Annotated in this window: 26 protein-coding genes and 1 pseudogene; 23 read left to right on the plus strand and 4 right to left on the minus strand. The window is 60.7% G+C overall.

Features of this window, described 5'->3' with window-relative positions; translation table 11 throughout:
- Nucleotides 1-9 precede the first annotated feature (9 nt).
- The 13 genes from JQ507_14680 to JQ507_14740 all read left to right on the plus strand — a co-directional run bounded on the left by JQ507_14680 (nucleotide 10) and on the right by JQ507_14740 (nucleotide 11,359).
- On the plus strand, nucleotides 10-384 hold the full coding sequence (locus JQ507_14680; GenBank protein QRI73340.1) for a response regulator: 375 nt from the start codon (nucleotides 10-12) through the stop codon (nucleotides 382-384).
- A 598-nt stretch (nucleotides 385-982) separates the two neighbouring features.
- Nucleotides 983-1,855 (plus strand): LysR family transcriptional regulator, encoded by an 873-nt coding sequence (locus JQ507_14685; protein QRI72632.1) that lies wholly within the window; start codon nucleotides 983-985, stop codon nucleotides 1,853-1,855.
- A 151-nt stretch (nucleotides 1,856-2,006) separates the two neighbouring features.
- Nucleotides 2,007-2,450, plus strand: a complete 444-nt coding sequence (gene msrB / locus JQ507_14690) for a peptide-methionine (R)-S-oxide reductase MsrB (GenBank protein QRI72633.1) — start codon at nucleotides 2,007-2,009, stop codon at nucleotides 2,448-2,450.
- 1 nt (nucleotide 2,451) lies between these two features.
- On the plus strand, nucleotides 2,452-2,991 hold the full coding sequence (gene msrA, locus JQ507_14695; GenBank protein QRI72634.1) for a peptide-methionine (S)-S-oxide reductase MsrA: 540 nt from the start codon (nucleotides 2,452-2,454) through the stop codon (nucleotides 2,989-2,991).
- 236 nt (nucleotides 2,992-3,227) lie between these two features.
- Nucleotides 3,228-3,740 carry a DUF417 family protein gene (locus JQ507_14700; GenBank protein QRI72635.1) on the plus strand — a complete coding sequence of 171 codons (513 nt, stop codon included), beginning with the start codon at nucleotides 3,228-3,230 and terminating at the stop codon, nucleotides 3,738-3,740.
- A 39-nt stretch (nucleotides 3,741-3,779) separates the two neighbouring features.
- Nucleotides 3,780-4,586, plus strand: coding sequence for a c-type cytochrome biogenesis protein CcmI (ccmI, locus tag JQ507_14705; protein QRI72636.1), 807 nt, complete (start codon nucleotides 3,780-3,782; stop codon nucleotides 4,584-4,586).
- Between the two features lie 34 nt (nucleotides 4,587-4,620).
- On the plus strand, nucleotides 4,621-5,094 hold the full coding sequence (gene ccmE, locus JQ507_14710) for a cytochrome c maturation protein CcmE (GenBank protein ID QRI72637.1): 474 nt from the start codon (nucleotides 4,621-4,623) through the stop codon (nucleotides 5,092-5,094).
- Complete coding sequence (locus JQ507_14715) at nucleotides 5,091-7,073, plus strand: heme lyase CcmF/NrfE family subunit (GenBank protein ID QRI72638.1); 1,983 nt, start codon at nucleotides 5,091-5,093, stop codon at nucleotides 7,071-7,073. The genes ccmE and JQ507_14715 overlap by 4 nt, the downstream gene beginning before the upstream one ends.
- 5 nt (nucleotides 7,074-7,078) lie before the next feature.
- Nucleotides 7,079-7,561 (plus strand): cytochrome c-type biogenesis protein CcmH, encoded by a 483-nt coding sequence (locus JQ507_14720; GenBank protein ID QRI73341.1) that lies wholly within the window; start codon nucleotides 7,079-7,081, stop codon nucleotides 7,559-7,561.
- A gap of 182 nt (nucleotides 7,562-7,743) precedes the next feature.
- On the plus strand, nucleotides 7,744-8,124 hold the full coding sequence (locus JQ507_14725) for a cytochrome c family protein (GenBank protein ID QRI72639.1): 381 nt from the start codon (nucleotides 7,744-7,746) through the stop codon (nucleotides 8,122-8,124).
- A gap of 148 nt (nucleotides 8,125-8,272) precedes the next feature.
- Nucleotides 8,273-8,479 (plus strand): hypothetical protein, encoded by a 207-nt coding sequence (locus tag JQ507_14730; protein ID QRI72640.1) that lies wholly within the window; start codon nucleotides 8,273-8,275, stop codon nucleotides 8,477-8,479.
- Nucleotides 8,480-8,629: 150 nt separating this feature from the next.
- Nucleotides 8,630-9,544 (plus strand): YeeE/YedE family protein, encoded by a 915-nt coding sequence (locus JQ507_14735; GenBank protein QRI72641.1) that lies wholly within the window; start codon nucleotides 8,630-8,632, stop codon nucleotides 9,542-9,544.
- Nucleotides 9,545-9,748: 204 nt separating this feature from the next.
- Nucleotides 9,749-11,359: an FAD-dependent oxidoreductase gene (locus JQ507_14740; GenBank protein ID QRI72642.1), complete on the plus strand. Its 1,611-nt coding sequence runs from the start codon at nucleotides 9,749-9,751 to the stop codon at nucleotides 11,357-11,359.
- Nucleotides 11,360-11,406: 47 nt separating this feature from the next.
- Here the strand turns inward: JQ507_14740 and JQ507_14745 are convergent, their stop codons facing one another.
- From JQ507_14745 to JQ507_14760, 4 genes are all read right to left on the minus strand, one after another.
- On the minus strand, nucleotides 11,407-11,565 hold the full coding sequence (locus JQ507_14745; protein QRI72643.1) for a hypothetical protein: 159 nt from the start codon (nucleotides 11,563-11,565) through the stop codon (nucleotides 11,407-11,409).
- A 115-nt stretch (nucleotides 11,566-11,680) separates the two neighbouring features.
- Nucleotides 11,681-12,082 (minus strand): hypothetical protein, encoded by a 402-nt coding sequence (locus JQ507_14750; protein QRI73342.1) that lies wholly within the window; start codon nucleotides 12,080-12,082, stop codon nucleotides 11,681-11,683.
- Nucleotides 12,083-12,169: 87 nt separating this feature from the next.
- Complete coding sequence (locus JQ507_14755) at nucleotides 12,170-12,916, minus strand: ferredoxin reductase (GenBank protein QRI72644.1); 747 nt, start codon at nucleotides 12,914-12,916, stop codon at nucleotides 12,170-12,172.
- Nucleotides 12,909-13,514 (minus strand): sulfite oxidase-like oxidoreductase, encoded by a 606-nt coding sequence (locus tag JQ507_14760; protein QRI73343.1) that lies wholly within the window; start codon nucleotides 13,512-13,514, stop codon nucleotides 12,909-12,911. Before JQ507_14760 ends, JQ507_14755 begins: the two co-directional genes overlap by 8 nt.
- A 279-nt stretch (nucleotides 13,515-13,793) precedes the next feature.
- Here JQ507_14760 and JQ507_14765 point away from each other — a divergent pair, with 279 nt between their 5' ends.
- The 10 genes and pseudogenes from JQ507_14765 to JQ507_14810 all read left to right on the plus strand — a co-directional run bounded on the left by JQ507_14765 (nucleotide 13,794) and on the right by JQ507_14810 (nucleotide 25,356).
- Nucleotides 13,794-14,072: a hypothetical protein gene (locus JQ507_14765; GenBank protein QRI72645.1), complete on the plus strand. Its 279-nt coding sequence runs from the start codon at nucleotides 13,794-13,796 to the stop codon at nucleotides 14,070-14,072.
- A 463-nt stretch (nucleotides 14,073-14,535) separates the two neighbouring features.
- Nucleotides 14,536-15,100 (plus strand): annotated as a pseudogene (locus JQ507_14770) (cytochrome b).
- Nucleotides 15,101-15,336: 236 nt separating this feature from the next.
- Nucleotides 15,337-16,119 (plus strand): hypothetical protein, encoded by a 783-nt coding sequence (locus JQ507_14775; protein ID QRI72646.1) that lies wholly within the window; start codon nucleotides 15,337-15,339, stop codon nucleotides 16,117-16,119.
- 65 nt (nucleotides 16,120-16,184) lie between these two features.
- On the plus strand, nucleotides 16,185-17,093 hold the full coding sequence (locus JQ507_14780; GenBank protein ID QRI72647.1) for an HNH endonuclease: 909 nt from the start codon (nucleotides 16,185-16,187) through the stop codon (nucleotides 17,091-17,093).
- Between the two features lie 4 nt (nucleotides 17,094-17,097).
- The gene (locus JQ507_14785; GenBank protein QRI72648.1) at nucleotides 17,098-17,265 is read left to right on the plus strand and encodes a hypothetical protein; all 168 of its coding nucleotides are present in this window, start codon (nucleotides 17,098-17,100) and stop codon (nucleotides 17,263-17,265) included.
- Between the two features lie 264 nt (nucleotides 17,266-17,529).
- A complete protein-coding gene (locus JQ507_14790) occupies nucleotides 17,530-18,246 on the plus strand; it encodes a hypothetical protein (GenBank protein QRI72649.1) in 717 nt (238 codons plus the stop codon).
- Nucleotides 18,247-19,028: 782 nt separating this feature from the next.
- A complete protein-coding gene (locus JQ507_14795; protein ID QRI72650.1) occupies nucleotides 19,029-19,283 on the plus strand; it encodes a hypothetical protein in 255 nt (84 codons plus the stop codon).
- 193 nt (nucleotides 19,284-19,476) lie between these two features.
- The gene (locus tag JQ507_14800; protein QRI72651.1) at nucleotides 19,477-21,834 is read left to right on the plus strand and encodes a TerB N-terminal domain-containing protein; all 2,358 of its coding nucleotides are present in this window, start codon (nucleotides 19,477-19,479) and stop codon (nucleotides 21,832-21,834) included.
- Nucleotides 21,831-23,150, plus strand: a complete 1,320-nt coding sequence (locus JQ507_14805; GenBank protein QRI72652.1) for an ATP-binding protein — start codon at nucleotides 21,831-21,833, stop codon at nucleotides 23,148-23,150. The genes JQ507_14800 and JQ507_14805 overlap by 4 nt, the downstream gene beginning before the upstream one ends.
- Nucleotides 23,119-25,356, plus strand: a complete 2,238-nt coding sequence (locus JQ507_14810) for a DEAD/DEAH box helicase (protein QRI72653.1) — start codon at nucleotides 23,119-23,121, stop codon at nucleotides 25,354-25,356. The genes JQ507_14805 and JQ507_14810 overlap by 32 nt, the downstream gene beginning before the upstream one ends.
- The last annotated feature ends 12 nt before the right edge of the window (nucleotides 25,357-25,368 follow it).

The following is a 25,368-nucleotide window of genomic DNA, read 5'->3' on the forward strand; positions in this document are numbered from 1 at the left end:
GAAGTTCCGGTGATCTCGGTCATTGACGACGATGCTTCTGTCCGCACCGCCATCAGCAATCTTGTGCGCTCCCTCGGATACGCGGTTCATGCGTTTCCCTCTGCGGAAGCTTTTCTGCAGTCGGTGCAACTGACGCAGTCCTGGTGCGTGATCGCCGATGTGCGGATGCCGGGAACCAGTGGGATCGAGCTCCAATCCTGGCTTCGGGCCCAGGGCAACCGGATGCCGTTCATCTTCATCACGGCCGTTCTCGAGGATAGGGTCCGCGCCCGAGCGCTAAAGGACGGGGCAATGTGTTTTCTTACAAAACCCGTGGATCAGGATCACCTGATAGGTTCTCTCGCAAGGGCAATCGCGCAGCACGACGATCGGACAGGAAACTAGAATCGTAGCTTTCGCTGCACAGAGATCGGTGCACCCTAACGCTCGCGCAGCCGAATGGCTGCTATTGGCGGCGAGTTCAAGCGGTGGTTCAGGCCCGGTCGGCTTTTGATTCCGCTGATCCCGGGCGACCGGATGGATCGTCGCATGCCCCGCTGCGCGCTGGGGCCCCGGAACGAGAGCCGGAAACCAGCCATGAGTGAGCAATATTGACCACGTAAAGTCATCTGCATGGGGAAATAATGCGCAGTTTCTGGGAATTCGCGACGCGGGATCATCCGCATCCCCAACCTATCATACCTAGGTTTACGTAGACGAACCGCATAGACGATTGGTCAAGGGTACGGAGGCGCGCACCTTCGCTCGCGGAGATGGACACTAGACCGTCAATCAAGGGCGGCCACTTCGCGGCATAGAAGAACCGGAGCTATTCAGTAATTGAGTCGCAAAGGTAGTATATTTAAATATATGCGCCATGCACATAGACAGCGGCCCTTCCATCACCTATATGCGCTATGCACACATAATTCCGAGCCCGCCTGAGAGCGCATTCCAAGTGGTGGCGGGATGAAACATTGTTATTTGAACGGGCTGCAAAGCTATGGAACTCAATCAGGTGGAGTACTTCGTTAATTTAGCAGAGACGCTAAATTTCACCACTGCAGCGCGATTGAGCGGCGTCTCGCAGCCCAGCTTGACCAGATCCATTCGTCGTTTGGAAGAAGAACTTGGCGGGCCATTGATCTATCGCGACGGCAAAAATAGCCGACTGACCGCGCTGGGGCAGGCGATCGAGCTGGATTTCAAGCAGGTGCAGCTTTCCCTAAGGATCGTGCGCCAGCACTCGGATAGTTGGGCCCGGGGTAGTCAATGCGTTCTCGACATTGCGGTGGCGCCCTCGGTGAGCCCAAATGCATTCACGTCGTTCTTCCTGCGGGCAATGGAGGAAAACCCAACAGTCTGGATCAAGATCCATGCTCTTCAACCCGACGAAGACACGGCAGAAATCCTTTCGGGCAAGTACCACGCCTGCATCTTGCCGCGTGAGCCGAAACTTGACGTCAAGCTTGACGTGCGTCCGCTCTTCCGGGAACGTTTCGTGCTTGGCTGCGCTGCGCAGCATCCGCTCGCCAGCGTCGATGTCGTACGTGCCGCAGACTTAGCCTTGTTTCCTTACGTCGACCGCCTTCGGTGCGAGTTCCGGGACAGGATCCAAGAGCACTTTGCCCGTCAAGAGATCGTGATGCGGCCACGCTTTCGAGCAGAGAGGGAAGACTGGGTGCAGCGCGTCGTCGCCGATGGCCATGCAATATGCATCCTGCCAGAGCATTCGGGCGCGGCACCTGGGCTTGTCACACGGCCTATCGAAGGCCTGTCCTTGGAACGCGAACTGGTGATTGTGACGGTCTCGGGATCGACTACTCCGATAGAGATGCGGAAAATCGCACAATCTGCCTCAAGTTACGCATGGTAGTGAGCAGAGCGGCGGGTTGCCGCAGCTATTAAAACTATACCTGCGGCGCATTGGAAAAGAGACCTCTGCACTGCGATAACAAAAGATAACTTGAGTACCTTCGGAGCCGACAACGACGCTGTCAGTTCAAATCAGGCAATGGACGTTCAACATGCAGTTCGGACAATCTCAGAAAGCGATCGACCGGCTCACGGCCGAGCAGCGGCGTGTCACCCAGGATGCGGGCACCGAACGCCCGTTCACAGGCGAGTACAACGACCACAAGGATCCGGGCATCTACGTGGACATCGTCTCGGGCGAACCCCTCTTCGCGTCGACCGACAAGTATGAGTCGGGCTGCGGGTGGCCGAGCTTTACGAAACCTATCGCTTCCGAAAACATCAACGAGTTGCGAGACAATTCCAACGGGATGGTCAGGACCGAGGTGCGATCGACTTATGGCGACAGCCACCTCGGTCATGTTTTCCCGCGCGGGCCGGCCGCTGACGGTGGCTTGCGGTATTGCATCAACTCCGCGTCGCTCCGCTTCATCCATCGCGACGACATGGAGAACGAGGGCTACGGCGAATATCTGGACCAGGTCGAGGAGGCCTAACATGCATCAGCGCGCTGTACTTGCCGGTGGATGCTTTTGGGGCATGCAGGACTTGATCCGGAAGCTTCCTGGGGTTGTCTCGACCCGCGTCGGTTATACCGGTGGGAACACTCCGAACGCCACCTATCGCAACCATGGTGATCATGCAGAAGGAATCGAGATCGTCTTCGATCCGACAAAAACGAGTTATCGGCGCATACTCGAGTATTTCTTTCAGATCCACGACCCTACGACGACCAATCGTCAAGGTGGTGATATTGGCAGCTCGTATCGTTCGGCGATCTACTACGTCGACGACGATCAAAAGAACGTCGCCGATGAAACCATAGCCGACGTGGATGCGTCCGGCCTTTGGAAGTCCAAGGTCGTGACGGAAGTAGAGCCCGTCGGAGCATTCTGGGAAGCCGAGCCGGAGCATCAAGATTATCTCGAAAAACGACCAGAGGGGTACACCTGTCACTTTCCGCGTCCCAACTGGGTCCTCCCAAATCGGGAGAAGGTTGGTGCGACCCTGGCAGCTCCTGCTGACGCCGGCGTGTAGGCGTCCTCCAAGGACACGGCGCTTACTTTCTTGAACCAGGCGGTACACGGCAGCCTTGATGGTCGATGCCACGGCTCAACATAAAACCACGTTCTCTGCAAGAGGACGTACGGCTCGTTTGCACATCGCTGCTGCACCCATCATCCGATGGACACAGTTGGCCGTCTTCCATCAGTTGAACACGACGGAGCCGAGAAGCTCTCCATGAGAACGTGTACGCCAGAAAAGGGCTCGAAATGACGAACTTTACAAAGGATCTCCATTTTCAGGTCGCCGAAAATGGCGCCGGATCGTTCAGCTCCCTGGCTCTGCTCAGATGGGCTTTGGTTGTCGTCTTCATCTGGTTCGGCGGAATGAAGTTCACCGCATACGAGGCAGCCGGTATCGCACCGTTCATCGAACACAGTCCGATCATGAGCTGGTTGCATACTCTTTTCGGAATTCGAGGCGCGAGCTCCTTGCTAGGTGTGATTGAGTTATCAACCGCAGCAGTTCTCATTCTAGGCGCTTTCCATCCAATCTGTTCAGCGTTGGGGGCGGCGATGTCCGCAGCGACCTATCTTATCACGTTGACGTTCTTCTTGAGTACGCCTGGCGTAGCCGAAGCGACCGCTGGCGGTTTTCCAGCCATTTCCGCGATGCCTGGGCAATTTCTTCTCAAGGACCTCGTCCTGCTGGCTGCATCGCTTTCTCTACTCTCGGCGTCCGTCCAGGACTCACGGCCCAAGGGTCTTGAGGTGGGTCTATAGGCGCGGGGGCATGTGCCACGCATCTCGGGGATCCGTCTGATGGTTTTGTGGTCTCTGTTCGCCATCATGACGCTCGCAGCGAGCGTTGCCGTGCTCTGGCCGCTGATATGGACTTTTGCATCGCAGGTCGGGGGTAACGAGGCTGCAGTGTACAAAGATCAGCTAACGGAGATTGATCGTGATGTCGTCGCCGGTCTGATCGGAGTACCCGAAGTCGAGGCCGCGCGGCTGGAGATCGGCCGGCGCCTATTGGCCGCCGTGGATGGAGGCAGCGATCCGTCGTCCCAAACGGACTCTAGCCGACGTCGGGTCTCGGTCGTCTTGGCGACGGTGTTGGTGGCAATGCCGCTCGCCGCGGCCGCTTTATACTCGTCGCTCGGATCGCCGTGGCTTAGCGACTTCCCGATGGCTTCGCGCTTCCGCACCGTGGATGCCACTCAGGCACGCGACATCTTGTCGGCACAGGTTGAAGAATACCTGGCGGCAAACCCGACTGTCGGGAGCGGCTCGACGGTGTCAGCGCCGGAATTACGATCGTCACTAGCACGGGTCAGCGGACCCGTCGCACCCGCTCTTTCGAGCGATGTGATGGCCGGCGCCAGGGACATGAGCGAGGATCAGCGCAGCACCATGGTTCGCAGCATGGTTGATCGTCTGGCGATGCGATTGAAGAAAAATGGAGACGACGTAGAGGGATGGGTTCGGCTCGTGCAAGCGTATCTGGTGTTGGGTGAGCGCGACAAGGCGGCGAACGCACGCAGCGAGGCGCGTCAGGCGGTGGGGGGCGATGCCAAGCGCCTCCACCAACTCAATGACGGTCTGAGGCCGTTGGGGTTCGGCGGATGATAGCCGGATCAAGGTGTGACGACGAAGGATTTGCATGACCCGTAAGCAACGGCGTTTGATCATGATTGGCGGTTCGTTTGCAGTGCTCGCAGTAGCGGCGGGGTTGGTGCTGAACGCGATGCAGGACTCGATCGTGTTCTTCTCGACGCCGACCATGGCGATGGAGAAGCCGGCGCCGGTCGGCAAGCGGTTTCGGCTGGGCGGCATGGTGGAGCAGGGCTCGCTGGTGCGCGGCGACAATCTCGCGGTCTCCTTCAAGGTGTCGGACGGCGGCGCGACGCTGCCGGTGACCTACAAGGGAATTTTGCCGGATCTGTTTCGTGAAGGGCAGGGCGTGGTTGCCGAAGGCGCGCTGGATAGCGCGGGGGTGTTCAAGGCCGATACCGTGCTCGCCAAGCATGACGAGAACTACATGCCCAAGGAAGTCGCCGACGCGCTGAAGAAGCAGGGGCGCTGGCAGGAAGGCTTCGGCGGAAAACCGGTGGCGACGCAGGGAGCCGCGCGATGATCGCCGAAGCGGGCCACTACGCCTTGGTGCTGGCGCTGGCGCTGGCACTGATCCAGTCGACGGTGCCGGTTCTGGGCGCGCGATGGCGCGATCCGGCGCTGATGAACGTTGCGCGTTCCACAGCGCTGGCGCAGTTGCTGTTCGTCGGGCTGTCCTTCGCGGCGCTGACCACGCTGTATATCACCTCGGATTTCTCCGTCGCCAACGTGGTGGAGAATTCGCATTCCGCAAAGCCGCTGCTCTACAAGATCACCGGCGTATGGGGAAACCACGAAGGCTCGATGCTGCTGTGGGTGTTGATCCTGGCGCTGTTCGGCGGTCTCGTCGCCGCGTTCGGCAACAATCTGCCGCTGTCGCTGCGCGCCAACGTGCTGGCGGTGCAGGGCTGGATCGCCAGCGCCTTCTATCTGTTCATCCTGATGACCTCGAACCCGTTTCTGCGGCTTGCCAATTCGCCGATCGAGGGCCGCGATCTCAATCCGGTGCTGCAGGACATCGGCCTCGCGATCCACCCGCCGATGCTCTATCTCGGCTATGTCGGCTTCTCGATCTCGTTCTCCTTTGCTGTTGCGGCCTTGATGGAAGGCCGCATCGATGCGGCCTGGGCGCGCTGGGTGCGGCCATGGACGCTGGTGGCGTGGATATTTCTCACGCTGGGCATCGCGATGGGCTCCTACTGGGCCTATTACGAACTCGGCTGGGGCGGCTGGTGGTTCTGGGATCCGGTGGAAAACGCTTCGCTGATGCCGTGGCTGGCCGGCACCGCGCTGCTGCATTCCGCGGTGGTGATGGAGAAGCGCAATGCGCTGAAGGTCTGGACCATTTTGCTGGCGATCCTGACGTTCTCGCTGTCGCTGCTCGGCACTTTTCTGGTGCGCTCCGGCGTGCTGACCTCGGTGCATGCCTTCGCGACCGATCCGACGCGCGGCGTGTTCATCTTGATGATCTTGTGTTTCTTCATTGGCGGCAGCCTGACGCTATACATGTGGCGGGCGTCCGCGCTGAAGCAGGGCGGGCTGTTCGCGCCGATCTCGCGCGAGGGCGCACTGGTGCTGAACAATCTGTTCCTCACCACGGCGTGTGCCACGGTGTTCATCGGCACACTGTATCCGCTGGCGCTGGAAGTGATCACCGGCGACAAGATCTCGGTCGGCGCGCCGTTCTTCAATCTCACCTTCGGGCCGCTATTCGTGCCACTGCTGCTGGCGGTGCCGTTCGGGCCGCTGCTGGCGTGGAAGCGCGGCGACCTGGTCGGCGCGGCCCAGCGCTTGATAGTGGCGGGCATCGCCGCGCTGGTTGCGACTGCGATAGTGTGGGCGTGGACCTCCGGCGGCGCGGCGCTGGCGCCGCTGGCGATCGGACTCGCGGTGTTTGTGATCGGCGGGGCAATCATCGACATCGTCGAGCGCATTGGCCTGTTCCGGACGCCAGTCGTCATCGCCATGCGCCGCGCGCGCGGTCTGCCGCGGTCGACCTGGGGCACGGCGTTCGCGCATGCCGGCGTCGGCGTGGCGCTGATCGGCATCGTGTGCGAAAGCACCTGGAACAGCGAGTATATCGGCACCCTGAAGCCGAATGACGTGGCGAAGTTGGCCGGCTATGAGCTGAAGCTCGACGATGTCACGCAGCTCCAAAGCCGGAATTTTCGCGAGATGCTGGCAAAATTCACCATCAACCGCGGCAGTGAGAAAATCGGCGAGCTGACGCCGTCGAAGCGCAATTTTACCGCGCGGCAGTCTTCGACCACCGAGGCGGCATTGTTGTCGCGCGGCTTCAGTCAGCTCTACATATCGCTCGGCGAGACCGCCGCGGATGGCGGCATCGCGGTGCGCATGTATCACAAGCCGATGGTGCTGCTGATCTGGTTCGGCCCGATACTGATGGCCTTTGGTGGCGTGCTGTCGCTGTCGGACAGGCGTCTGCGCGTCGGCGCGCCAAAGCCGGCCAAGGTGCCGCGAGCGATGCAGGCGGCGGAGTGATGGTTTTGAACCGCGTTCTTTCCAGCCTTGTGGCGATTGCGCTGATCATCGGCGCGTCGACGGCGTACGCCGTGCAGCCTGACGAAATCATGGCCAACCCCGTGCAGGAATCCCGTGCGCGCGAACTGTCACGGGAGTTGCGCTGCATGGTGTGCCAGAACCAGTCGATCGATGATTCCGATGCACCATTGGCGCGCGACTTGCGGCTTCTGGTGCGCGAACGGATCGCGTCCGGCGACAGCAACAGCCAAGTGATCGAATTTTTGGTGGCGCGCTACGGAGACTTCGTGCTCCTGAGGCCGCGCTTCATCGGCGTAACGCTGTTGCTGTGGTTTCTGCCGCCGCTCGTCCTGTCGGGCGGAGGGTTGGCGCTTTGGCTCAATAGCCGTCGGCGCCTGCGGCCGTCTGACCATAGCAGTCCTAACCCACTCGAATTGAGCGAAGAGGAGAAGGCTCGGCTCGAGCGCCTGATCGGCGGACCTGCATGAAGGAGGTCTGGCGCGCAGGCGTGCCGAAGTTTCGCATACAGATAGTGCCACCTCGCAGAGCTTTCTTGCGGGGATCGAATGGGAAGTAATTGGCTCGCTCACAGGGTGCGCGAGCGGTCAAAGATCTGAATCATCCTGGCGTCGCTTTGTAGAGTGCCGCGGATTTTGAAAAGGAGAACTGAATGCGAGGACTGTGGATGGTGGCTCTATTCGCCGCTTGTTCGGGTGAAGCCGGTGCGCAGGATGCCGCGGCGGGAGAGAAAATCTTCGTCGTATGCAAAACTTGCCATCAGATAGGAGAAGGCGCGAAGAGCGGCATTGGTCCATCGCTCAACGGCGTAATCGGCCGCAAAGCCGGCACTCTCCAAGGTTATTCCTACTCGGCAGCCAACATTGGGTCCGGCCTCACCTGGGATGAGGCGACGTTCCGAGAATACATCAAGGATCCGAAAGCGAAGGTTCCCGGTACCAAGATGTTCTACGCGGGATTGAAGGACGAACAGAAGACAAGCGATCTGATCGCCTTTCTCAAACAGTTCGATGCCGATGGCAAGAGAAAGTAAGGGTCGCCGAACGAGCCGCTTCTGCAGAGAATGCGCGTCCCCACCCGTTTCAGACGGCTCCCTGCCGGGTTCACCAGTCGATCGCGCCGAATCAAGGCCCGGCGAACGGGTACCGTGTATTGGTTTTGCAACGATCCTTGGAGGTCTCATGCGCTTCTTTTTCAACATTCAAGACAATCTCAAGATCGAAGACGAGGTGGGACGCGAATTTGACTTGGCGTCAGAAGCGGTCGTGTTCGCCAAGCAACTTGCCGCGGACATTCGCTGCCTTGAAACGACCGTCAGGCCCGCGCTCGCGATTGAGGTGGTTGCCGAAAACGCTGAGCGCATTCATCGGGAAGCGGTCTTTGCATGAGCAGTGCGGAGGCCGCGCAGGTTGGACAACGCGCTCCGCAGTACGGGCTCGCTTCTGCAGAGAATGCAGTTCCCGGAAGTCGCGACAACGATCGCCTACGACCGCATCGCTGAGTGATGGGGCCGCTACGTGACGATACTGATAGTCTGCATGCTCGCGTTTTGGATGGGCTACTCCGTCAATCAAGGCGGGACCTGTGCCGTCGCGGCTGCGTACGAGATACTCCATCATCGTCGGCCCCGTCTGTTCATCAGCCTCCTGGCCGCCTCGGCCGCCGCAGGCCTCGTCGCCGTGCCCTTGGTGTGGTTCGCCGTCGGGTCGGCCATGCTTGCCGGCACCGTCGATGTGAGCGGCACCTTGTTGGTCGGGGCGGTGGTTTTCGGGATCGGCGCCACCATCAACGACGCATGCTTGCTCGGGTCGCTCGGCCGTCTGGGAGAAGGGGAGCTTCGGCTTGTCGTCCTCCCGGCCGGTCTGGCCGTCGGTTTTTTTGCGGCCGACAGCACCAGCATAGGCAAGACCCGGCACATCCATGATAGCATACTGTCCGTGCCGAGCATGACCGGATACGTGGCCTTGGCGGCTTTCGCGGCAACGCTCGGTTTGGCGCTTGCACTCGTCTCGCGCGGTCGAATTGGCCGCCCACCGGGACATTGGTCACTCGGCTTTTCCGTGCTGGTGGTCGGCGCTACCGGAGGCGCGCTCTATGCGATCGCGCCCGCCTGGACATACGCGGATCTGGTTCATCGCAGCCTGCCGCTTGCGATGAGCCTGGAAAATGATGTGGCTGCGTTGACGGTGACGGCTACAATTGCGGGCGCGGTCGCGGCCGCCCATCGCCGCAAGCGGTGGCGTCCGCAGAGAGTGACGGTGTCCAATGCGGCGAAGACGACTATCGGCGGTTTCCTGATGGGGTTGGGGGCGGCGGTGATTCCCGGCGGGAACGACGGGCTCATCCTCGCCGCCTTGCCTGCGCTTTCCGTCGGCGGCGCAGTTGCCTATGTCGTTATGCTCGCAACCATCATGGCTGCCCTAGCGGTCAAGCGCCGTTGCATGGGTGAGTGAATGCATCGGACCAAGCCTGACGGGGAACTGGCGGAAAGAGCGTTCGCAAGCGTTTATGGCAGTCGGCTCGGTCGTTCGGTCTTGCAGATTTCCTGCGGCATCATGTTCGTGGAGTGGGTCGACGGCACCGGCCCAGCAAGCGGCGCTGTTTACGGAGCGCGGGCCATCGGCGAGGTTGCTCGGCAATGACGACGGAGAATTGACATGGAAACAATCGGCCGAGACCTGAACGAAATGCAGCGTGTGCCTCTTGCCGAGTCCCACGTAGCGGCGCTGCGGGTTGCAGGCGCCGTTGTGCATTATCCAGCTGGCAAGGTCATCGTTCAGCCCGGCGACCCGGTGGACCGGTTCATCTATGTCGAGGATGGCGAGATCGAGGCGGTCAATTCATTCACGGGCGAGCGGCTCCTCCCGTCCTCGCTTGGGCCAACGCAATTCATGGGAGAGATTTCGCTGCTGAACGGCGGGGCCTGGTCGGTTTCTATGCGCGCGGTTTGCGACACGCGTGTCATCGAAGTGCCGCGGGCCGGAATACTGACGCTGATGTCTCAGATTCCCGAGATGTCGGACATCATCATAACGGTTCTGGCAGCGCGTCGTCGCCGTCAGTTGGACGCCGGCTTCGGTACGCTCGTCCTGATCGGCGAGGAAGTCGATCGCGATGTTAGGCGCATCAGCGACTTTGCCAGCCGGAACCGTCTGCCGTACGCATCCCACGCGATGGGCAGCCCGGAGGCGCAGAAAATTGCCCGCGTTTGCGCCGTGGCCGCCGATACGCCGGCCGTCATCTTCGGTCGCGAACAAGTCAGCGAACCAACACCTGACAAGGTCGCGCGGCTGCTAGGCGTCGGCCGGGATCTTCCGGAGGACGAGGCGTTCGACGTGCTGATCGTCGGCGCCGGCCCCGCGGGCGTCGCCGCGGGCGTCTATGCGGGGGCGGAGGGTCTGCGGGCTCTGGTGGTCGAGGATTGCGCGATCGGCGGGCAGGCCGGCACGTCGAGCCGGATCGAGAATTACATGGGATTTCCCACCGGCATCTCCGGCGCAGACCTGGTATGGCGCGGCGAAGTCCAGGCGATGAAGTTCGGCACGCGGTTCGTCATTCCACGGCGCGTGGCCAAGCTGGAACCGCTCGGCGACGGCTTCTGCGCTACGTTCGACAATGGCCAGCGGGTCCGCAGCGGAGCGGTAGTCATCGCCACTGGCGTGCAGTACCATCGTCCGCAAATCGACCGGCTGGCTGAACTCGAAGGCGCCGGCGTGTATTACGCGGCGACAGAGAATGAGGCGCGCCATTGCAAGAATGCGACTGCCGTCGTCATTGGCGGCGGCAACTCGGCGGGGCAGGCGGCAATGTTCCTCAGGCGTTCGGCCAGCCATGTCCGGGTCATTGTTCGCGGGCCGTCCTTGGCCGCATCCATGTCGAATTACCTGTCGAGTCGCCTTGAAGCAGATCCGACGATCTCGATTGAGTACAACGCCGAGGTAATCGCACTGCATGGCGAGGACAAATTGCATGCAGTTACGATCCGCGATACCCGAGAAACGACCATCCGCGAGCTTCCCAGTTGCGCGGTCTTCATCATGATCGGCGCGAAGCCAAATACGGCTTGGCTTTCGGACATGGTCGAACTCGACAAGAACGGATTCGTGCTCACGGGAGCGGAGGCGGGGGCAGGGTCCCCGTACGCGACGTCGCGGCCCGGCATCTTTGCCGTCGGCGACGTCCGGGCCGGGTCGGTGAAGCGAGTAGCTTCCTCAGTCGGAGAAGGCTCCGTTGTGATTTCAAAAGTGTGGGATCATTTGAAGAACTAGATACTTCGTAGGCGGCGACCTCCGTCGCTCAGGTCGTTCGCCAAGCGTCACAAGCGGCAGGTGATGGCGAAGATGGGCGCGCGGTCGCTTCCCGACCTGGTTCTGATCGCCGAGCAACTCAATATCGTGGCGATCAAGAAGCGGTAATGCTCCTTGGTAAGCTGGTTAGCTTGATGCTTGGTGGCCGAGGTCAACAGCACCATCATCGCTCGGACCCAGATATACGCTAAGGTTTTGCCAGACCTTCGACGGCGCGGATCAGGGGGGCGGCCTGAGCGCTTCGGATCGTGTATCGGGGCGATGGAAGGAGATGGCCCGGTCCTAGCCGTCTATGGCTGTAACCCTAATCTCTACCCGCATGTCGGGAAGTCCCAATGACTCTACGCCAACCTGTGTCCAGATAGGCGCACGGTCAGGCATGTATTGCCGAAAGAGGCGTGTCATGGTTTCGTTGACCACAGGCGGAAAGCCTCCGACATGGTAGGAATTGACGTGGACAACTTGCTTCCACTCAGCGCCTGCCGTAGCGAGCGTGCGCTCCAAATTGCGGAACGCCAGTTCGATCTCATTCTCAACCTTTTCCGGGATCTGGAAATTATCTGACCAGCCGCCCTGACCGGATGTTTCGATACGGTCTCCGATGCGTAGGGCTTGGGAGTAATGCAGCCGTTCCAGCATATGCTCGCCATAGCCGGGGGTAACGAAGAGTTCTGGCTTAACCATTTTTCTGTCCTTCATTCTGAGGTTTCGACGAGGCACCCGCTGTCGCTTTTCTCATGCGATCGGCGGGACGCGAATTAGCTTGCGCCGTTAGCCACCGTAGCGCTCGGTCTTGATAATGGAGGCGTCCAGGCCGGCCAGCAGCGCGCTCTCCGTCGCGAGGTTGACAAAACCGTTGGAACCGCAAACGAATACTTGTGTGGGCTTTCGGTGAAGCCGGGCCAAAATTTCTTGGACCGTCACGCCGTCGATCCGTCGCGCAAAGTCCGACGCGCGGATCGGTTCTTCGCGCGTAATCGCAAGCGCCAAGACGAATGCCGCATCGCTGATTTCGATGGAATGAAGTTCTTCTGAAAAGAGAACGTCCGCAGCGGTTCGCGCGGACAGGAGCAGCGCTGTCGGCACGGCCGGGGAAAGTGCGCCGCGCTGTCGGATCATTGCCATCAACGGCACGACGCCGGAGCCTGCCCCGATCAACAACACCGCGCCTACGGCAGGTTCAGGCCATAGGAAATGGCCGCCGAGCGGACCACGAAGCTCGATTTCGTCGCCGATCGCCGCGATATCGTGAAAGAACGACGAGACCTCGCCATCCGGCAGCCGCTCGATGGCGAGCTCGATGGTCGGGGACGAGATCGCCCAGGACGCGATCGAGTAGCTGCGCATCGCGCTGTAGCCATCAGGCGCGGTAAGCCGAACATCGACGTGCTGACCCGCGATGTGCGCGAACGGTTTGCTCAACCGCAGGAAGAAGCTCTTGATGCTCGGTGTCTGCTGGACGATTTCGTCGATCACGCATGACTGCCACGACGCGGTTTGCGCGCCGTTCTCAGTCATTGGTGTATCGCTGCTCGCGCCACGGATCGCCGTAGATGTGATAGCCGCGCAGCTCCCAAAAGCCCGCCTCGTCACGCGTTGTGAACTGCAGCGCATTCACCCATTTGGCGGACTTCCAGAGGTAGAGGTGCGGAACCAGAAGACGCGCCGGCCCTCCATGATCGCGCGCCAGCGGCTTGCCCGCATAGGTGAGGGCAACCATCGCCTTCCCCGAGAGCAGATCAGCAAGCGGCACGTTTGTCGAATAACCATCATAGGAATGCGCCAGGACGAAATCTGTGGGCCGATCGAGCCCTGCATCTGCAAGGACGTCCTCGACGAGCACGCCCTCCCACGCGGTATCCAGCTTGGACCAGGACGTGACGCAATGGATGTCCCGGGTGACCTTGGTCTTCGGCAGGGCGTTGAACTCGCTCCAATTCCACACTTTGGCGGGCTTCGGACCGATCTTGACGGTAAATTTCCAATCGGACGCCTCCACGTGCGGCGTGGGTCCGGCTGTCAGGACGGGGAAATCTTCCACGAGATGCTGACCTGGCGGAATCCGGTTTACCTGGTCGCCGCCCGAGCCGCGGCCGGTGAATCCTCTGGTGACCATGGCGCTCCCCTGCTTGCCGAGATAGACCGTAACCAGCTTCACTTCACAATCCCGTGCAAAATCCTTGCACGCGCGACCGCCAAACGGACCGATTGACAGAAACCTAAAACACCGAATGTTCCATCAGAATAGCTATGATCTCGCTCACAATGAGGCGTGAGTATTGCGTATGGAATATAGCTCCACGCCAATCTGATTCCCTAATACCCTGTCGCTATAGTTTTTATAGCTTCGCAACAGCGTTACAGGGCGCCGCCGTGGTCCGCAGGCGGAAAGAGCGTGCGCAAGCACATGCCGACGCGCATTCTTGCCGGGGGCGATGCCCACCTCGTCATGGGGGCGTCGGACCACACGCACCCGATCCGATTTCGCGTCACCATCAATGGCGCGCCACCCGGCGCCGACGACGGCTTTGATGTCGATGCGGACGGATGGGGGAGGGTTTCCGACGAGCGGCCTTACCAACTGGTGCGGCAGGCAGGGCCGGTCGGCGAGCACACGTTTGAAATCGAGTTCTTCGGCGCAGGCGTCCGCGGCTATGGTTTTACGTTCGGATAGATCCCGGCCGGCCAGGGATGCTGACGCTGCCGGCGCTCTTGCTTCCGGACGCGTGCGGGGCGTTAATGCGGCTCGGGATGGATGGGATCATGGATCGCAAAGGTGCCAGGATGAGATCAACCGCTGTTTCATGGCGGCGCCGGGCGCGAACGGCTTGGCATTATGCAATTGCGTTTATGGCAGTCGGCTCGGCAGTTCGGTTTTGCAGATTTCCTGCGGTTCGTGGCGTGGTTCATCTGCACCGGCCCAGGCATCTTCGCCACCGCACGATCGGATTGCGGATTGGCGGGTGGCTGCGGTGCCAACCAAGCGCTGGCAAACCTTTGCGGCGTCCGCGGCCCGTGGACAGGATGGCAGCGTTGCTCATGAAACGAACGGGCATCGATGGGCAGTAATGCCGATAGGTCAACAACGCAGAGGATCACAGGAAAATGCGCTCAAACGACCCATACATAAATGACCAATGAAAACTAGCGTCGATGGAAGTAGAAGCGCCTCCTCTCGCTACGGCGTCGCCGCCCAGGCCTTCCATTGGCTGACCGTGGTGCTGGTTCTCGCTGCCTATGCGTTGAGCAAGGGCGACCAGGATTCGCTCTATTCCGCCGCCGCGGACGGGCTCCGCAGAATTCACGAGGCGCTCGGGGTGCTCGTCTTCATTGTCGTCATGCTGCAACTGGTATGGCGGCTAATCGACAGCAAGCCCGCGAAGCAGCCGGTGCCGCGATGGATGGCTGCGGCCGCGAAGCTCGTCCACTTCGCGCTTTATGCGCTCCTCATCGCGATTCCAGCAACGGCAGTGCTCGGCACCTGGCTCGTGGGAATTCCCGTCACCCTTCCTGGATTCGACATCGCCCCCCCCGATTGCGAAGGCGCATCGACTGGGGCAGCTGATCATGGAAATACACATCACCCTCGGCGACGCAATCCTTTGGATTGCAGGCGTACATGCAGCCGCGGCTCTCTTTCACCACTTCTATCTGCGCGACGAAGTCTTTCAATCGATGGCTTCCGGCCGGATGAATGATTAGTCCGAGCCTTTGGGGCAGGGCGTTTTCCGTCTACATCCGGCGAGGTCCAGGAGCGCTGCCCGAGCATCCGGCCCAAGCGGCGGTCTCACCGTAAGGCTCGGTGGGCTGCCATCCCATCCCCGGATCGCTCGCGAGCACGACCACGGATCGATAACCCCTGCGACTCAACCAGAAAAACGGTAAAGTTGTCGAAATAGTCTAGGTTCCGACGACTGCAGGCCGCAGGCATTTTCAAAATGATAGATCTGCACGAGCGTCTCTCCGAATTTTCGTTCGGATACGGCGTTACCCGCGAGGTCGAAGGCCTGCTTGCAAGCGTAGGCCTCCGGCCGACTCCTTTTCTTCCAAGTCTCCTACACGAAGGCGAGCTCGGTTTCGACGTGAAATTCGAGGATCCGGGACGCGTCGTAGTCCTTCAGTTCAAGCTCGGACAAGAGCTGGGGCGCTTTCACCGCGCCACGCCCTCGCAGTCGATCCCATTGCTCCACCGGCCGTTCTGGAGGTACCGCGTCGATACGACTGGTCATCAATTCCAGCTCCTGGTCGACTACGAGACGCGGCAGTCGGACGTGTATTACGTCGCTCCGCGCTTCTCGACCTGGCAATTCTACGAACAGGCCTTTCAGGAGAACGTGCTGGAGAATTCGCTCCTGCTGAAGCCGTCCGAGATTTCGCGGGGGATCTCGGCCCAAGCCGGGGCGCCGGGCGTTCACCGCATCGTCTACGACAGACTGGGGCGATACGTCTGCTCCGATCCGGTAGAACTCCATGAACAGCGCCCTCGAGAATTGGCGGCCGAGATCGCTAAGAAGGTGCGTTCCACCGAGACATCCCTTCGGCATCAAATCGAACGTCTGATTTCGAGACCGGCGACCGACGATGGACCTAGGTTCGCCCCGGTCCGCCGAGAGCGCCTCTTCGCAAAGGCGAAACGGCCGATTGATGCGATGGCCGCAATGGTCGGTATCGAAGCCTGGAGCCAAGGCGCCCAGGTCATTTTCGTGAGCGATCATGATTAGTCGCGCCGGGTGCAGGATGATTTGCTCGCCTTGCTTTTCGCCATGAACCTCCACGGGAGCCGATAATGCCGAAGAACGCCCCTTTGCTGCATTTCGCTTCCGAACTTGCAGACAGGCTAGAACAATTCGGGTTCCGCAAGGGTCCGGCGGATATCGGAACAAGTGGCCGCGAGAGGTATCGCACGGTGGCCCGCCTCAAGGTCGCCGGCGCGCGCTCGAACGTTTACGCGTTTCAAGGCCCCTACCTGGGAGGCAAGCCGTCGCTTTGGGCCGGATTCGGGACGCGGTCGGTGGAAGCTTTCGGTCTCCTGACGGCTGGCATGGATGCGGCCATCAGCTTCTGTCCGGTCGGATACGACGAGTGGCTGAAGGACTACGTCCTGCCGCCCTCGATGATGCGCAAGTTGGCGCGGTACCAAAATCATACCTGTGAGGACTACCGCAAGGAGACGAAATGGATCTGGCTCGGTCGGTATTTCGTGCCGCATAAGGCCGCCGCTTCGAAGGCCGCCGCCTTCATCGTTCCCGCCGCCAGACCCTTGCTCTATGCCGACGAACGCAGCACACCCGCGGGCGGCGGTGCGACCGAGACGAAGGCCGAGGCCAAGCGCCGCTTGGTCCAGACGGCCTTCCGCCGGGAAGTCGAACACAGGGCGAAGGGATGTTGTGTGGTGACAGGATGCACAACGCCGGCCGCGCTGCGCGCCTCGCACATCCTTTCCTGGAAGGAATATCCCGAGCTGCGCGCGGATCCCGACAACGGATTGTATCTCGTGGGAACCCTTGACGCGCTCTTCGACCGCGGCCGCATCTCTTTCGACGCAAAGCACCGGATCATCATCAGCGACGTCATTCCGGCAGAAGAATGGAAGCGCCTGGGCTTGACGAAGGATCTGCGCATCCAGGTTAAGCCCACGCCCCGTCAGGACCGGTTCCTGCGGAAGCACCGGGAATTGAAATTCCTGAAGTATTGAAATCATGGCAAAGAGTGCGGACGGTTTCGAATTGAAATTAACCGATCGCGGCAGCTGGATGGTCCGGCGGATCACCCGCGGCCGGGAAGTCGACATGGTGCCGGTCGCTTGGGCCAGGGATGTCTGGATCGATGCGGACAGCCGTCGCAAATTTCAGAAGGTGAACTACTAGGATGCAGGACATGGAAGCCCGCCTTCACGATCCATCGCCGATCATCTTGGTGCTGGCCGAAGCCGTGGATTACGCCAGGCATCTTCACACCGTGAAGGCGTTTCAAGGCGCATACTAGGCGTCGTTACCGGGCGGACCTTCTCGGAACGCGGCATGGGGGTCGAAGTCCTGCGGCGACTGAAGGTGGATTGACCGAGGCGCTGCGCGGTGGACCCCGTATCGGAATTGGACCTCTAGCACGGGCAGCGTCGTCGGAGGGAAGCGATGGACGAGATCGACCTCGAAATAGAGATATTCCGCACGGAGGAGGAGCAGGCGCAGCAATATCTCTTCGCCTATCTGGGTATTCGGTCGCTGCTGGCCGAGCGTCCCGATGTGGTTACCATGGTAAACCGGAATTCAATGTTCTGGATCACCTCGCATCAGGCGCTGCTGGTAACGGCTTTCATCGCCCTCGGCCGTATCTTCGACCAAAGCTCCAAGCACAACCTCGACCGGCTCCTCAAGGCGGTCGAGCGCAATCTTCCCGCTCTTAACCGCGAAAGTCTCCGCGCGCGAAAGGAGCAGGTTATCCCGCCGGCCCTGGCGGCCGAATACGCGGCGGACAAGCATGCGACGACGATGGACGACGTTCAGGCCATGCGGGCGCAAGTCAAGAAATGGCGGAAAATATATGAGGCGGTCTACAGGCCGGTCCGGCACAATTTCGCGCACAAGAGGACTTCCTCCATCGCGGACGTGAACGCGCTGCTCGCGAAAACCAATATCGAAGAGATGAAGGCCATGTGCGGCTTCCTGCACTCGATTCACGAGGCGCTGCGCGGGCTGCACCTGAACGGCCGCAATCCGCTCCCCCTCCCGGACGTCGCGTTCGTGCTTCCTCCGGATCCTAAGCCGCAGCGCCAATACCATCCCGGTGAAAAGGCATACCGGGAAGCCCAAGCGGTGCTGTTGTCCATGATGCCGCCCGAGATCCGGTGACCGGGCGCGAAAAGTCGAGGGCCCTGTGCTTCGGCGTAGCGCGTCGTTACAACGCAAGGAAGGGAGACCCCAGCCGTCATCGGCGGCAGGCTGCCCGAGCAGCGGGCCTTGGGAGAACGGCGACGGTTCAATCCAATCGGTTGAGCGTAATCAAGGGCAGGGCGCCGATGGTGCTGTCGGCCCGCCGCGGCGGCGTGCCGAGGCCTTGGGTCCCGACCACGGGTGATTGGCCGTCGAGCGTAAGATTTCAAAACTGGGGCTTCCTACGGCGCTGCGGCCGATTCGGTGTTGTAAGCAGCCAAGAAAACCTGGTTCGATCGCCCAATTTGCCGATAGTAGCGCGGTGCGTGCCGAGCGGCCTTCGAAAGAGCGCCGATTGAGGGCTCAGCGCAAAGGGATCCAGGTCTCCCTCTTGGGGGGCTATCTGTGGTCGGCAGAGAGCCTCGCTGGAAGACTTCAAGAGACGAATGCGACCGACCATCGCGACTGGCCCCGTTTCCTGTCCTACAGGGCTCCCTGCCGACGACGACGCGGTCCGCGGAACGTACTGGCGCGCCATGACTGGGTTCGGAAGGCTTGGACCTACTCGTCGTCGATTTTACGGTCGAGCGCCTCCGAAAATACCGGCGAGCGTTCGATTTCGTGCCTTCTGGAGCAGGTGCTAAGGGAAGCTAAATCGGCTTAGCTTCCCTTAGCTTTTTGGACGCATTTTTGTCGGTCTCGACCCAGCAGGACGGTGCGCAGCGAGGCACTGCCGGTCTCGTCCAGTGCCTTGGCCGTGCGTGATCGATGGTGCCGACAACACATTCCATGGTTTCGCGACCAATTTCCTCGATTACGCCATGCTCGCTCAGGGCGGACGCGCCGAACCGCAGAAATTGTCTCCCGAGCGAACCGGCGGCGCCGAGATGGATTTGCGGATCCCGACTCAATCGAGCTTAGGCGTTCGGACAATGCGTTTCATGGGCATGATTCGCGACTTCGCACGCAAAGCACAAAGAGGCTCGCTGCCAGTTTTGAGGAGCCAGCGCGACTAGCTCTTCGATTTCACGTCTTTGAAGCGGGAGCGGGGCCCCCGCCGCCGTCGTCTGGTGCGGTTGGCACTGTGGGCCCTTTCGCCGGTCGCCAATTATCGAGCCCGGGACCTTACTATCAGTTGTATGTCGTGCAAATGTCGCCCAAAAAGGCTGCGGGGAGCCGGAACGCCGGCCAGATAGCAACACGGTTTTCATGGCCAGGCGGTGGGGAACTTCTACAGGCGGAACGGTCCTGTTGATCTTAGTCGGCGCTCTGATCGCCGGGGTTTCGGCCGCCTATCGCTTCGTATTGGAGCATGCGGCGGCGATCGGAGCGATTGCCTTGCTTTGCGGGCTTATCGCAATTCCTTACCTTATCTCTCGCGCAAGGTCGGGGCAAAACCCCCTCGCTACAGGTAAGTCGAGATCCCCGGATACCAGTAGCCGAACCAGGCCTGCCGCGAGCCGCGCTGCCCCATCGGTCGGGCGCGTTGCTCCCGCGCGATGGGTTCGGGTCGGCGATTCCGTCAAATTCGGTAATGTCGAGCTCCGGGGGGGCATGTTCTATTACGGCGACTGGGTACCGGTGGCTGATGGCGGCACCCGGCAATACGCCATCAACCCGAGACTACCTGCGTCAGGCGCAGCGGACGTCGAGGGCCGAACAATGCCGTACTGGCCGTCTTATGCGGAGATTTCTCCGGCCGCGCGACGCGCCTTTCTCGATTGGATGGCTGGGGGCAGGCGGGATCCCGCCTATGGCGTCGGACTTGTATTTCTTTTCTTCTACGGCCTGGAGCACCGCCTGTTCGTGGAAGGAGGAGACGATGCGCCCCTGGTTGTCCGGGAGGTCGAGAGGCTTCTGACAATCTATGGTGCCAACAACTCATTCCACGGTTACGCGACCAATTTCCTAAATTGCGCCAAGCTCGCTCAGGGCGGCCGTCCCGAACTGCAGAAACTGTCTCCCGAGCGAACCGGCGGCGTCGAGATGGATTTGCCCACCCGGGTCTACCTCGGCGAACGCCTGGCCGCTTCATCGGTATTGACGGGCGAGGATGCGTTGCGCTGGGTTCTGGCGGCGCCGGACACGTATCTGAGGACGCCGGCGGTCCGCTGTTTCGACGAATTCGTCGAGTTGTGGCGGTTGCGGTTTGCTCAGCGATTTCCCTCAGGCCTTGCAGTAACCGGAAAGGAGAGGATTTCGTTGCAGTACCGGGCGTCGAGCGGTGCGTTCGACGTCGAGGTCCGCGGTCCGCACAATCAGTACGTCGATATAAGTCGGATCACGAAACCGGTGTCTGGCCTGCAGAAGATGGTCGCGGACTGCACCGACGAGCTCGATGCGTTCAGCCGCCTGGTCGGTCGCAAGCCATCTGCCCGGAATTCGATGGTCGCGGCGACGTTGCTCCCTACGGACCTGCGGCAGAGCACAACATCGGGCGCGATATCCGACTTCCGCCGTCAAATCGAGACGGTCATGGGCGATCATGGCCGTGGAAGCAGTACGGCGCAGATCATGTTGGAGATGGCGGGCATCGATGTCTCTGCCGACGGTAAGATTTCCGCTGCGTCGGCCGACGAACTCGGACGGGCTCTCGATTCGATCGGAGTGGCGATCGAGCCCGACAGAAGATACGGGAGCAGCGTCCCGCGGGCGGACGAGCAGGTGTTCGTATTCAAGGCGCCGAACGGCGGTCCGGTCGATCCCGCCCGACCGCCATTCAGGGCGATGCGGGCACAAGTTGAGGTCGCGGTGTTGGCCGCCGCGGCCGATGGAGAGGCCTCCTACGAGGAGCTGCAGCGAACGATCGCAAGAATTCGTTCGACCTCGGATCTGTCCGGCGTCGAACAGGCGCGTCTGATCGCTTTCGCGGTGACGACCTTCAACAGCCCGCCGAAGCAGGCAAGGGTGATGCGCAAGCTCGCCGAAACCACCGAAAGCGAACGTCAGGCGATCGCGGATGCTGCCGTAGCCGTGATCGGGGGCAATCGGAACGTGGACGCAGGCGAAGTCAAATTCCTGGAGCGGCTTCACAAGTCGCTAGGTCTGCCGAAAGAGCGCGTCTACTCGGGGCTCCATAGTGCGGCCGCCGAGCGTGCCGATGATCCCGTGCCCATTAGCGAGGAAGATAGGGCCCCAGGAGTACCGATACCAAAAGAGCCACCCTCGACTGTTCCGCCTGTGGTTGCGGCAAAAGGCATTTCCATCGATGCCGCACGGTTGGCCCGAACGCGCCGGGATACTGAGACTGTGTCGGCTCTGCTTGCGGATATTTTTGCCGAGGAAGTCGTCGTGCCGCCGGCCCCGGTTGAACAGGCCGTCCTCGAAGGGCTGGACGGCCCGCACGCCGAATTGGTCGAACTTTTGGAACTTCGCGGATCGATGACGCGGTCGGAATTCGACCGACACGCGAAGGAGATGCGGCTATTACCGGATGGCGCCATCGAGCGCATCAACGATTGGTCGTTCGACCGATTTGAGGAACCGTTGATCGAAGACGGTGAGGAAGTTGCCGTGGCACCGCATCTCAGAGGCAAAATTGCAGAAATGAAAGAAAAAGCCGCATGAGCAAATCCGCCAAGACGATACGGCCCAAGGAGCGCGATACGATCATCCAGGCGCTGTCGGCCGGCGTGGTGCCGCGCTTGGGATTGGCCCACATCCAGGTGGGCCGAGCCGCCGAGATCGCTGCGATGCTGCGTGACATCGACCGCATTGCGGACTCCGGCGCGGCCGTGAGGTTCGTTATCGGCGAGTACGGTGCCGGAAAGACCTTCTTTGCAAGCATCGTGCGCCTCATCGCCCTTGAACGGAAATGCGTGACGATGCATGCCGACCTGTCGCCAAACAGGCGCATACATGCCAGCGGCGGCCAGGCGCGAGCCTTGTATTCGGAAGCCGTGACCAACATGGCAACTCGCAACAAGCCCGAAGGCGGGGCCCTCCAGAGCGTCATCGAAAGGCTCGTTATCGATGCCGCGAAGGAGGGGGCCGAAAAGAGCGTGCCGGTCGAGAAAGTAATCGACGAGAGGCTGGCGCCGATCACCCAGTTCGCCGGCGGATACGACTTCGCAACCGTATTGAAGGCGTTTTGGCGGGGGAGCGAGGAATCGAACGACGCCCTGAAACAGTGCGCCATCCGGTGGTTGCGCGGCGAATATTCGACCAAGACCGAGGCGAAAAAGGACCTCGGAGTGAGGACGATCATCGACGACGAGAACGTCTATGACTCGCTGAAATCGCTGGCGTGCCTTGTAAGGGTTGCCGGTTATGCCGGCCTATTGGTGATGTTCGACGAGATGGCCAACATCTACAAGCTGCAGAATTCGCAGGCCCGGAAGCAGAATTACGAGCAGCTTTTGGACATCGTGAACGACTCGCTCCAGGGTACAACGTCTGGTATCGGGTTCATCATGTGCGGGACGCCCGAATTTCTGCTTGATACCCGTCGCGGGTTGTTCAGCTACGAGGCGCTTCAATCGCGGCTTGCGGAAAATACGTTTGCCAGCGGCGGTCTTGTCGATCTGTCCGGCCCCGTCGTTCGACTTCAGAGCCTTACGCCCGAGGATCTGCTGGTGCTGCTCGGCAACATCAGGATGGTGTTCGCAAGCGGGGATACGTCGAAATTCCTGGTGCCGGACGAGGCGCTGACCGCGTTCATGGAACATTGCGACCGCAAGATCGGGGAAGCCTATTTTCGCACCCCGCGATCGACCGTGAAGGCATTCGTCCACATGTTGTCGGTGCTCGAACAGAATCCGGGCACCAGGTGGGAAGATCTTCTGGACCGGATACCGATCGCGCCGGATGCGCCGGACGTCTCGGTGGATGCCGACGGGAACGGAGACGGCGATGAGCTCACGAGCCTCCGACTCAACTCTTGAAGGCGCCTACGACAAGCTTCATCCGACGATCCGTCGATGGATCAGGGATCAAGGCTGGGACGAGCTTCGGGAAATCCAGGCCCGCACAATAAATTCGGTGCTGGACGGCGATCGTGACATCCTGATTGCGGCGACTACTGCGGCCGGAAAGACGGAGGCCGCGTTTCTGCCGATTCTCACCAGGGTTTCCGAGCGGAAAGAGCCGGGATTTTCCGTGCTGTACATCAGTCCGTTGAAGGCGCTCATCAATGATCAGTTCAAGCGCCTGGACGAACTTTGCGAAAACATGGGAATTCCCGTCGTGAAATGGCACGGGGATGCACCGCAAGCCGAGAAGAAAAAGGCGCTATCCAAGCCGCAGGGTATCGCTCTTATTACGCCCGAGTCGATCGAGGCAATGTTTACCCGCCGTCCGACCGACGCCGCGCGGCTCTTGTCGGCGGCGGCGTTCATCGTGATCGACGAACTTCATTCGTTCCTGCAGGGACCCAGGGGGCTTCATCTGGCAAGCCTGCTGCGCCGTATTGATGCGATGTCGCAACAGCCCGCACGGCGCGTCGGTCTGTCGGCAACGATCGGCGATCTTCCGCAGGCTGCGGCTTGGCTTCGTCCGACGGTGCCTCACTCGGTCGAAATCCTAGAGGCGAAGTCCGACGCACCGGAGCTAAGGCTTCAGGTTCGGGGCTACGTCGAACCCCCTGAATTGGATGATCCGGATCACGCCGAGGGTGCTTCCGGCACGGAGGAAAAGCCGAGAAGGATAGCACTGGATGATATCGCGGATCATCTGTTTGCGACGCTTCGCGGGACAAACAATCTGGTTTTCGGCGGTTCGCGCCGGACCGTGGAATCGGCCGCCGACAGGCTTAGGAGACGGTGCGACAAGGCGAAGGTTCCGAACGAATTCTTTCCGCACCATGGCAGCCTCTCGAAGACCTTGCGGGAGGATCTCGAAGTTCGCTTGAAGGATGCAAAGCTGCCGACGACGGCGATCTGCACGTCGACCTTGGAACTCGGCGTCGACATCGGATCCGTACAGTCGGTGGCTCAAATAGGCTCGCCGCGATCGCTGTCCTCCTTGAAGCAGCGTCTTGGACGGACCGGTCGGCGGCGAGGAACGCCGTCGGTCCTCCGGGTTTATGTACGCGAGCCGAACATCGATCAGGAATCAGGCGTAATAGATAGGTTGCGGCCTAATACGATCCGATCGGTCGCCGTGGTCCGGCTTCTTCTAGAGAGGTTCGTCGAGCCTGCAGGTCAGGTTCCAGAAATCGCATCCACGCTCATCCACCAGATACTGTCGGTGATCGCCGAACGAGGAGGGATAAGGGCGCGACCGTTGTACGATCTGTTGTGCGGCCCGGGTCCGTTCGCCTCGATCTCGGTGTCCGAATTCGCCGACCTGCTTCGACACCTCGCTTCGGAAGCAACCAAGTTCGTCGAGCAATCGAGCGACGGCACCATCATGCTCGGAAAAGAGGGCGAGCGGATCGTCCAGTCGCGCAATTTCTTTGCTGTCTTTGAGTCCGCCGATGAATGGCGGCTCACTGCCGGGGGAAGGATGCTCGGTACCCTTCCGATTTCATTCCCGGTTCACAAGGACAGTCTGGTCGTCTTTGCCGGCCAGCGCTGGATCGTGCAGGACCTCGACGAGAAGACGAACACTCTTTTCGTGGCACCGCATCCGGGCGGGGTGGTGCCCAGGTTCGAGCGAGCCGACGGAGAACGCCTTCACGATCGCTTGGCGGCGGAAATGCGGCTGGTCTACCTGTCATCTGACGAGCCGGCCTATCTCGACGACAAGGGGCGCACCCTGTTGGCTGAAGGAAGGGAAATGTTTCGATCTCTCGGTTTGGAGACAACGACCTTCGTCCAAGAAGAGAAAGATCTCCACGTCTTCCTCTGGCGAGGATCCCAGGCGACCGCCGTATTCGGTGCCGCGGCCGCCATGGCGGGGTTACCCGGAGAGGTTCACGATCTGGGGCTTACGCTTACCAAGACAAACTCCCCCGAGGCGTTAACCATGTTGAAGAAACTGACTGAGACAGACTCGATCGACGCTACCCAGGTTGCAGCCTTCGTTCAGAATATTGCGGCGGGGAAATTCAGGGAGCAGGTCCCCGACCGTCTGGCTCGGTCGTTATGGGCCCGACAAAACACTTCCGAAATCAATGGAATAATCGGGATGGCGCGGACCTTATGCTAGGCGCGTTCGTCG

Source organism: Bradyrhizobium sp. PSBB068 (assembly GCA_016839165.1).
GTDB lineage: Bacteria > Pseudomonadota > Alphaproteobacteria > Rhizobiales > Xanthobacteraceae > Bradyrhizobium.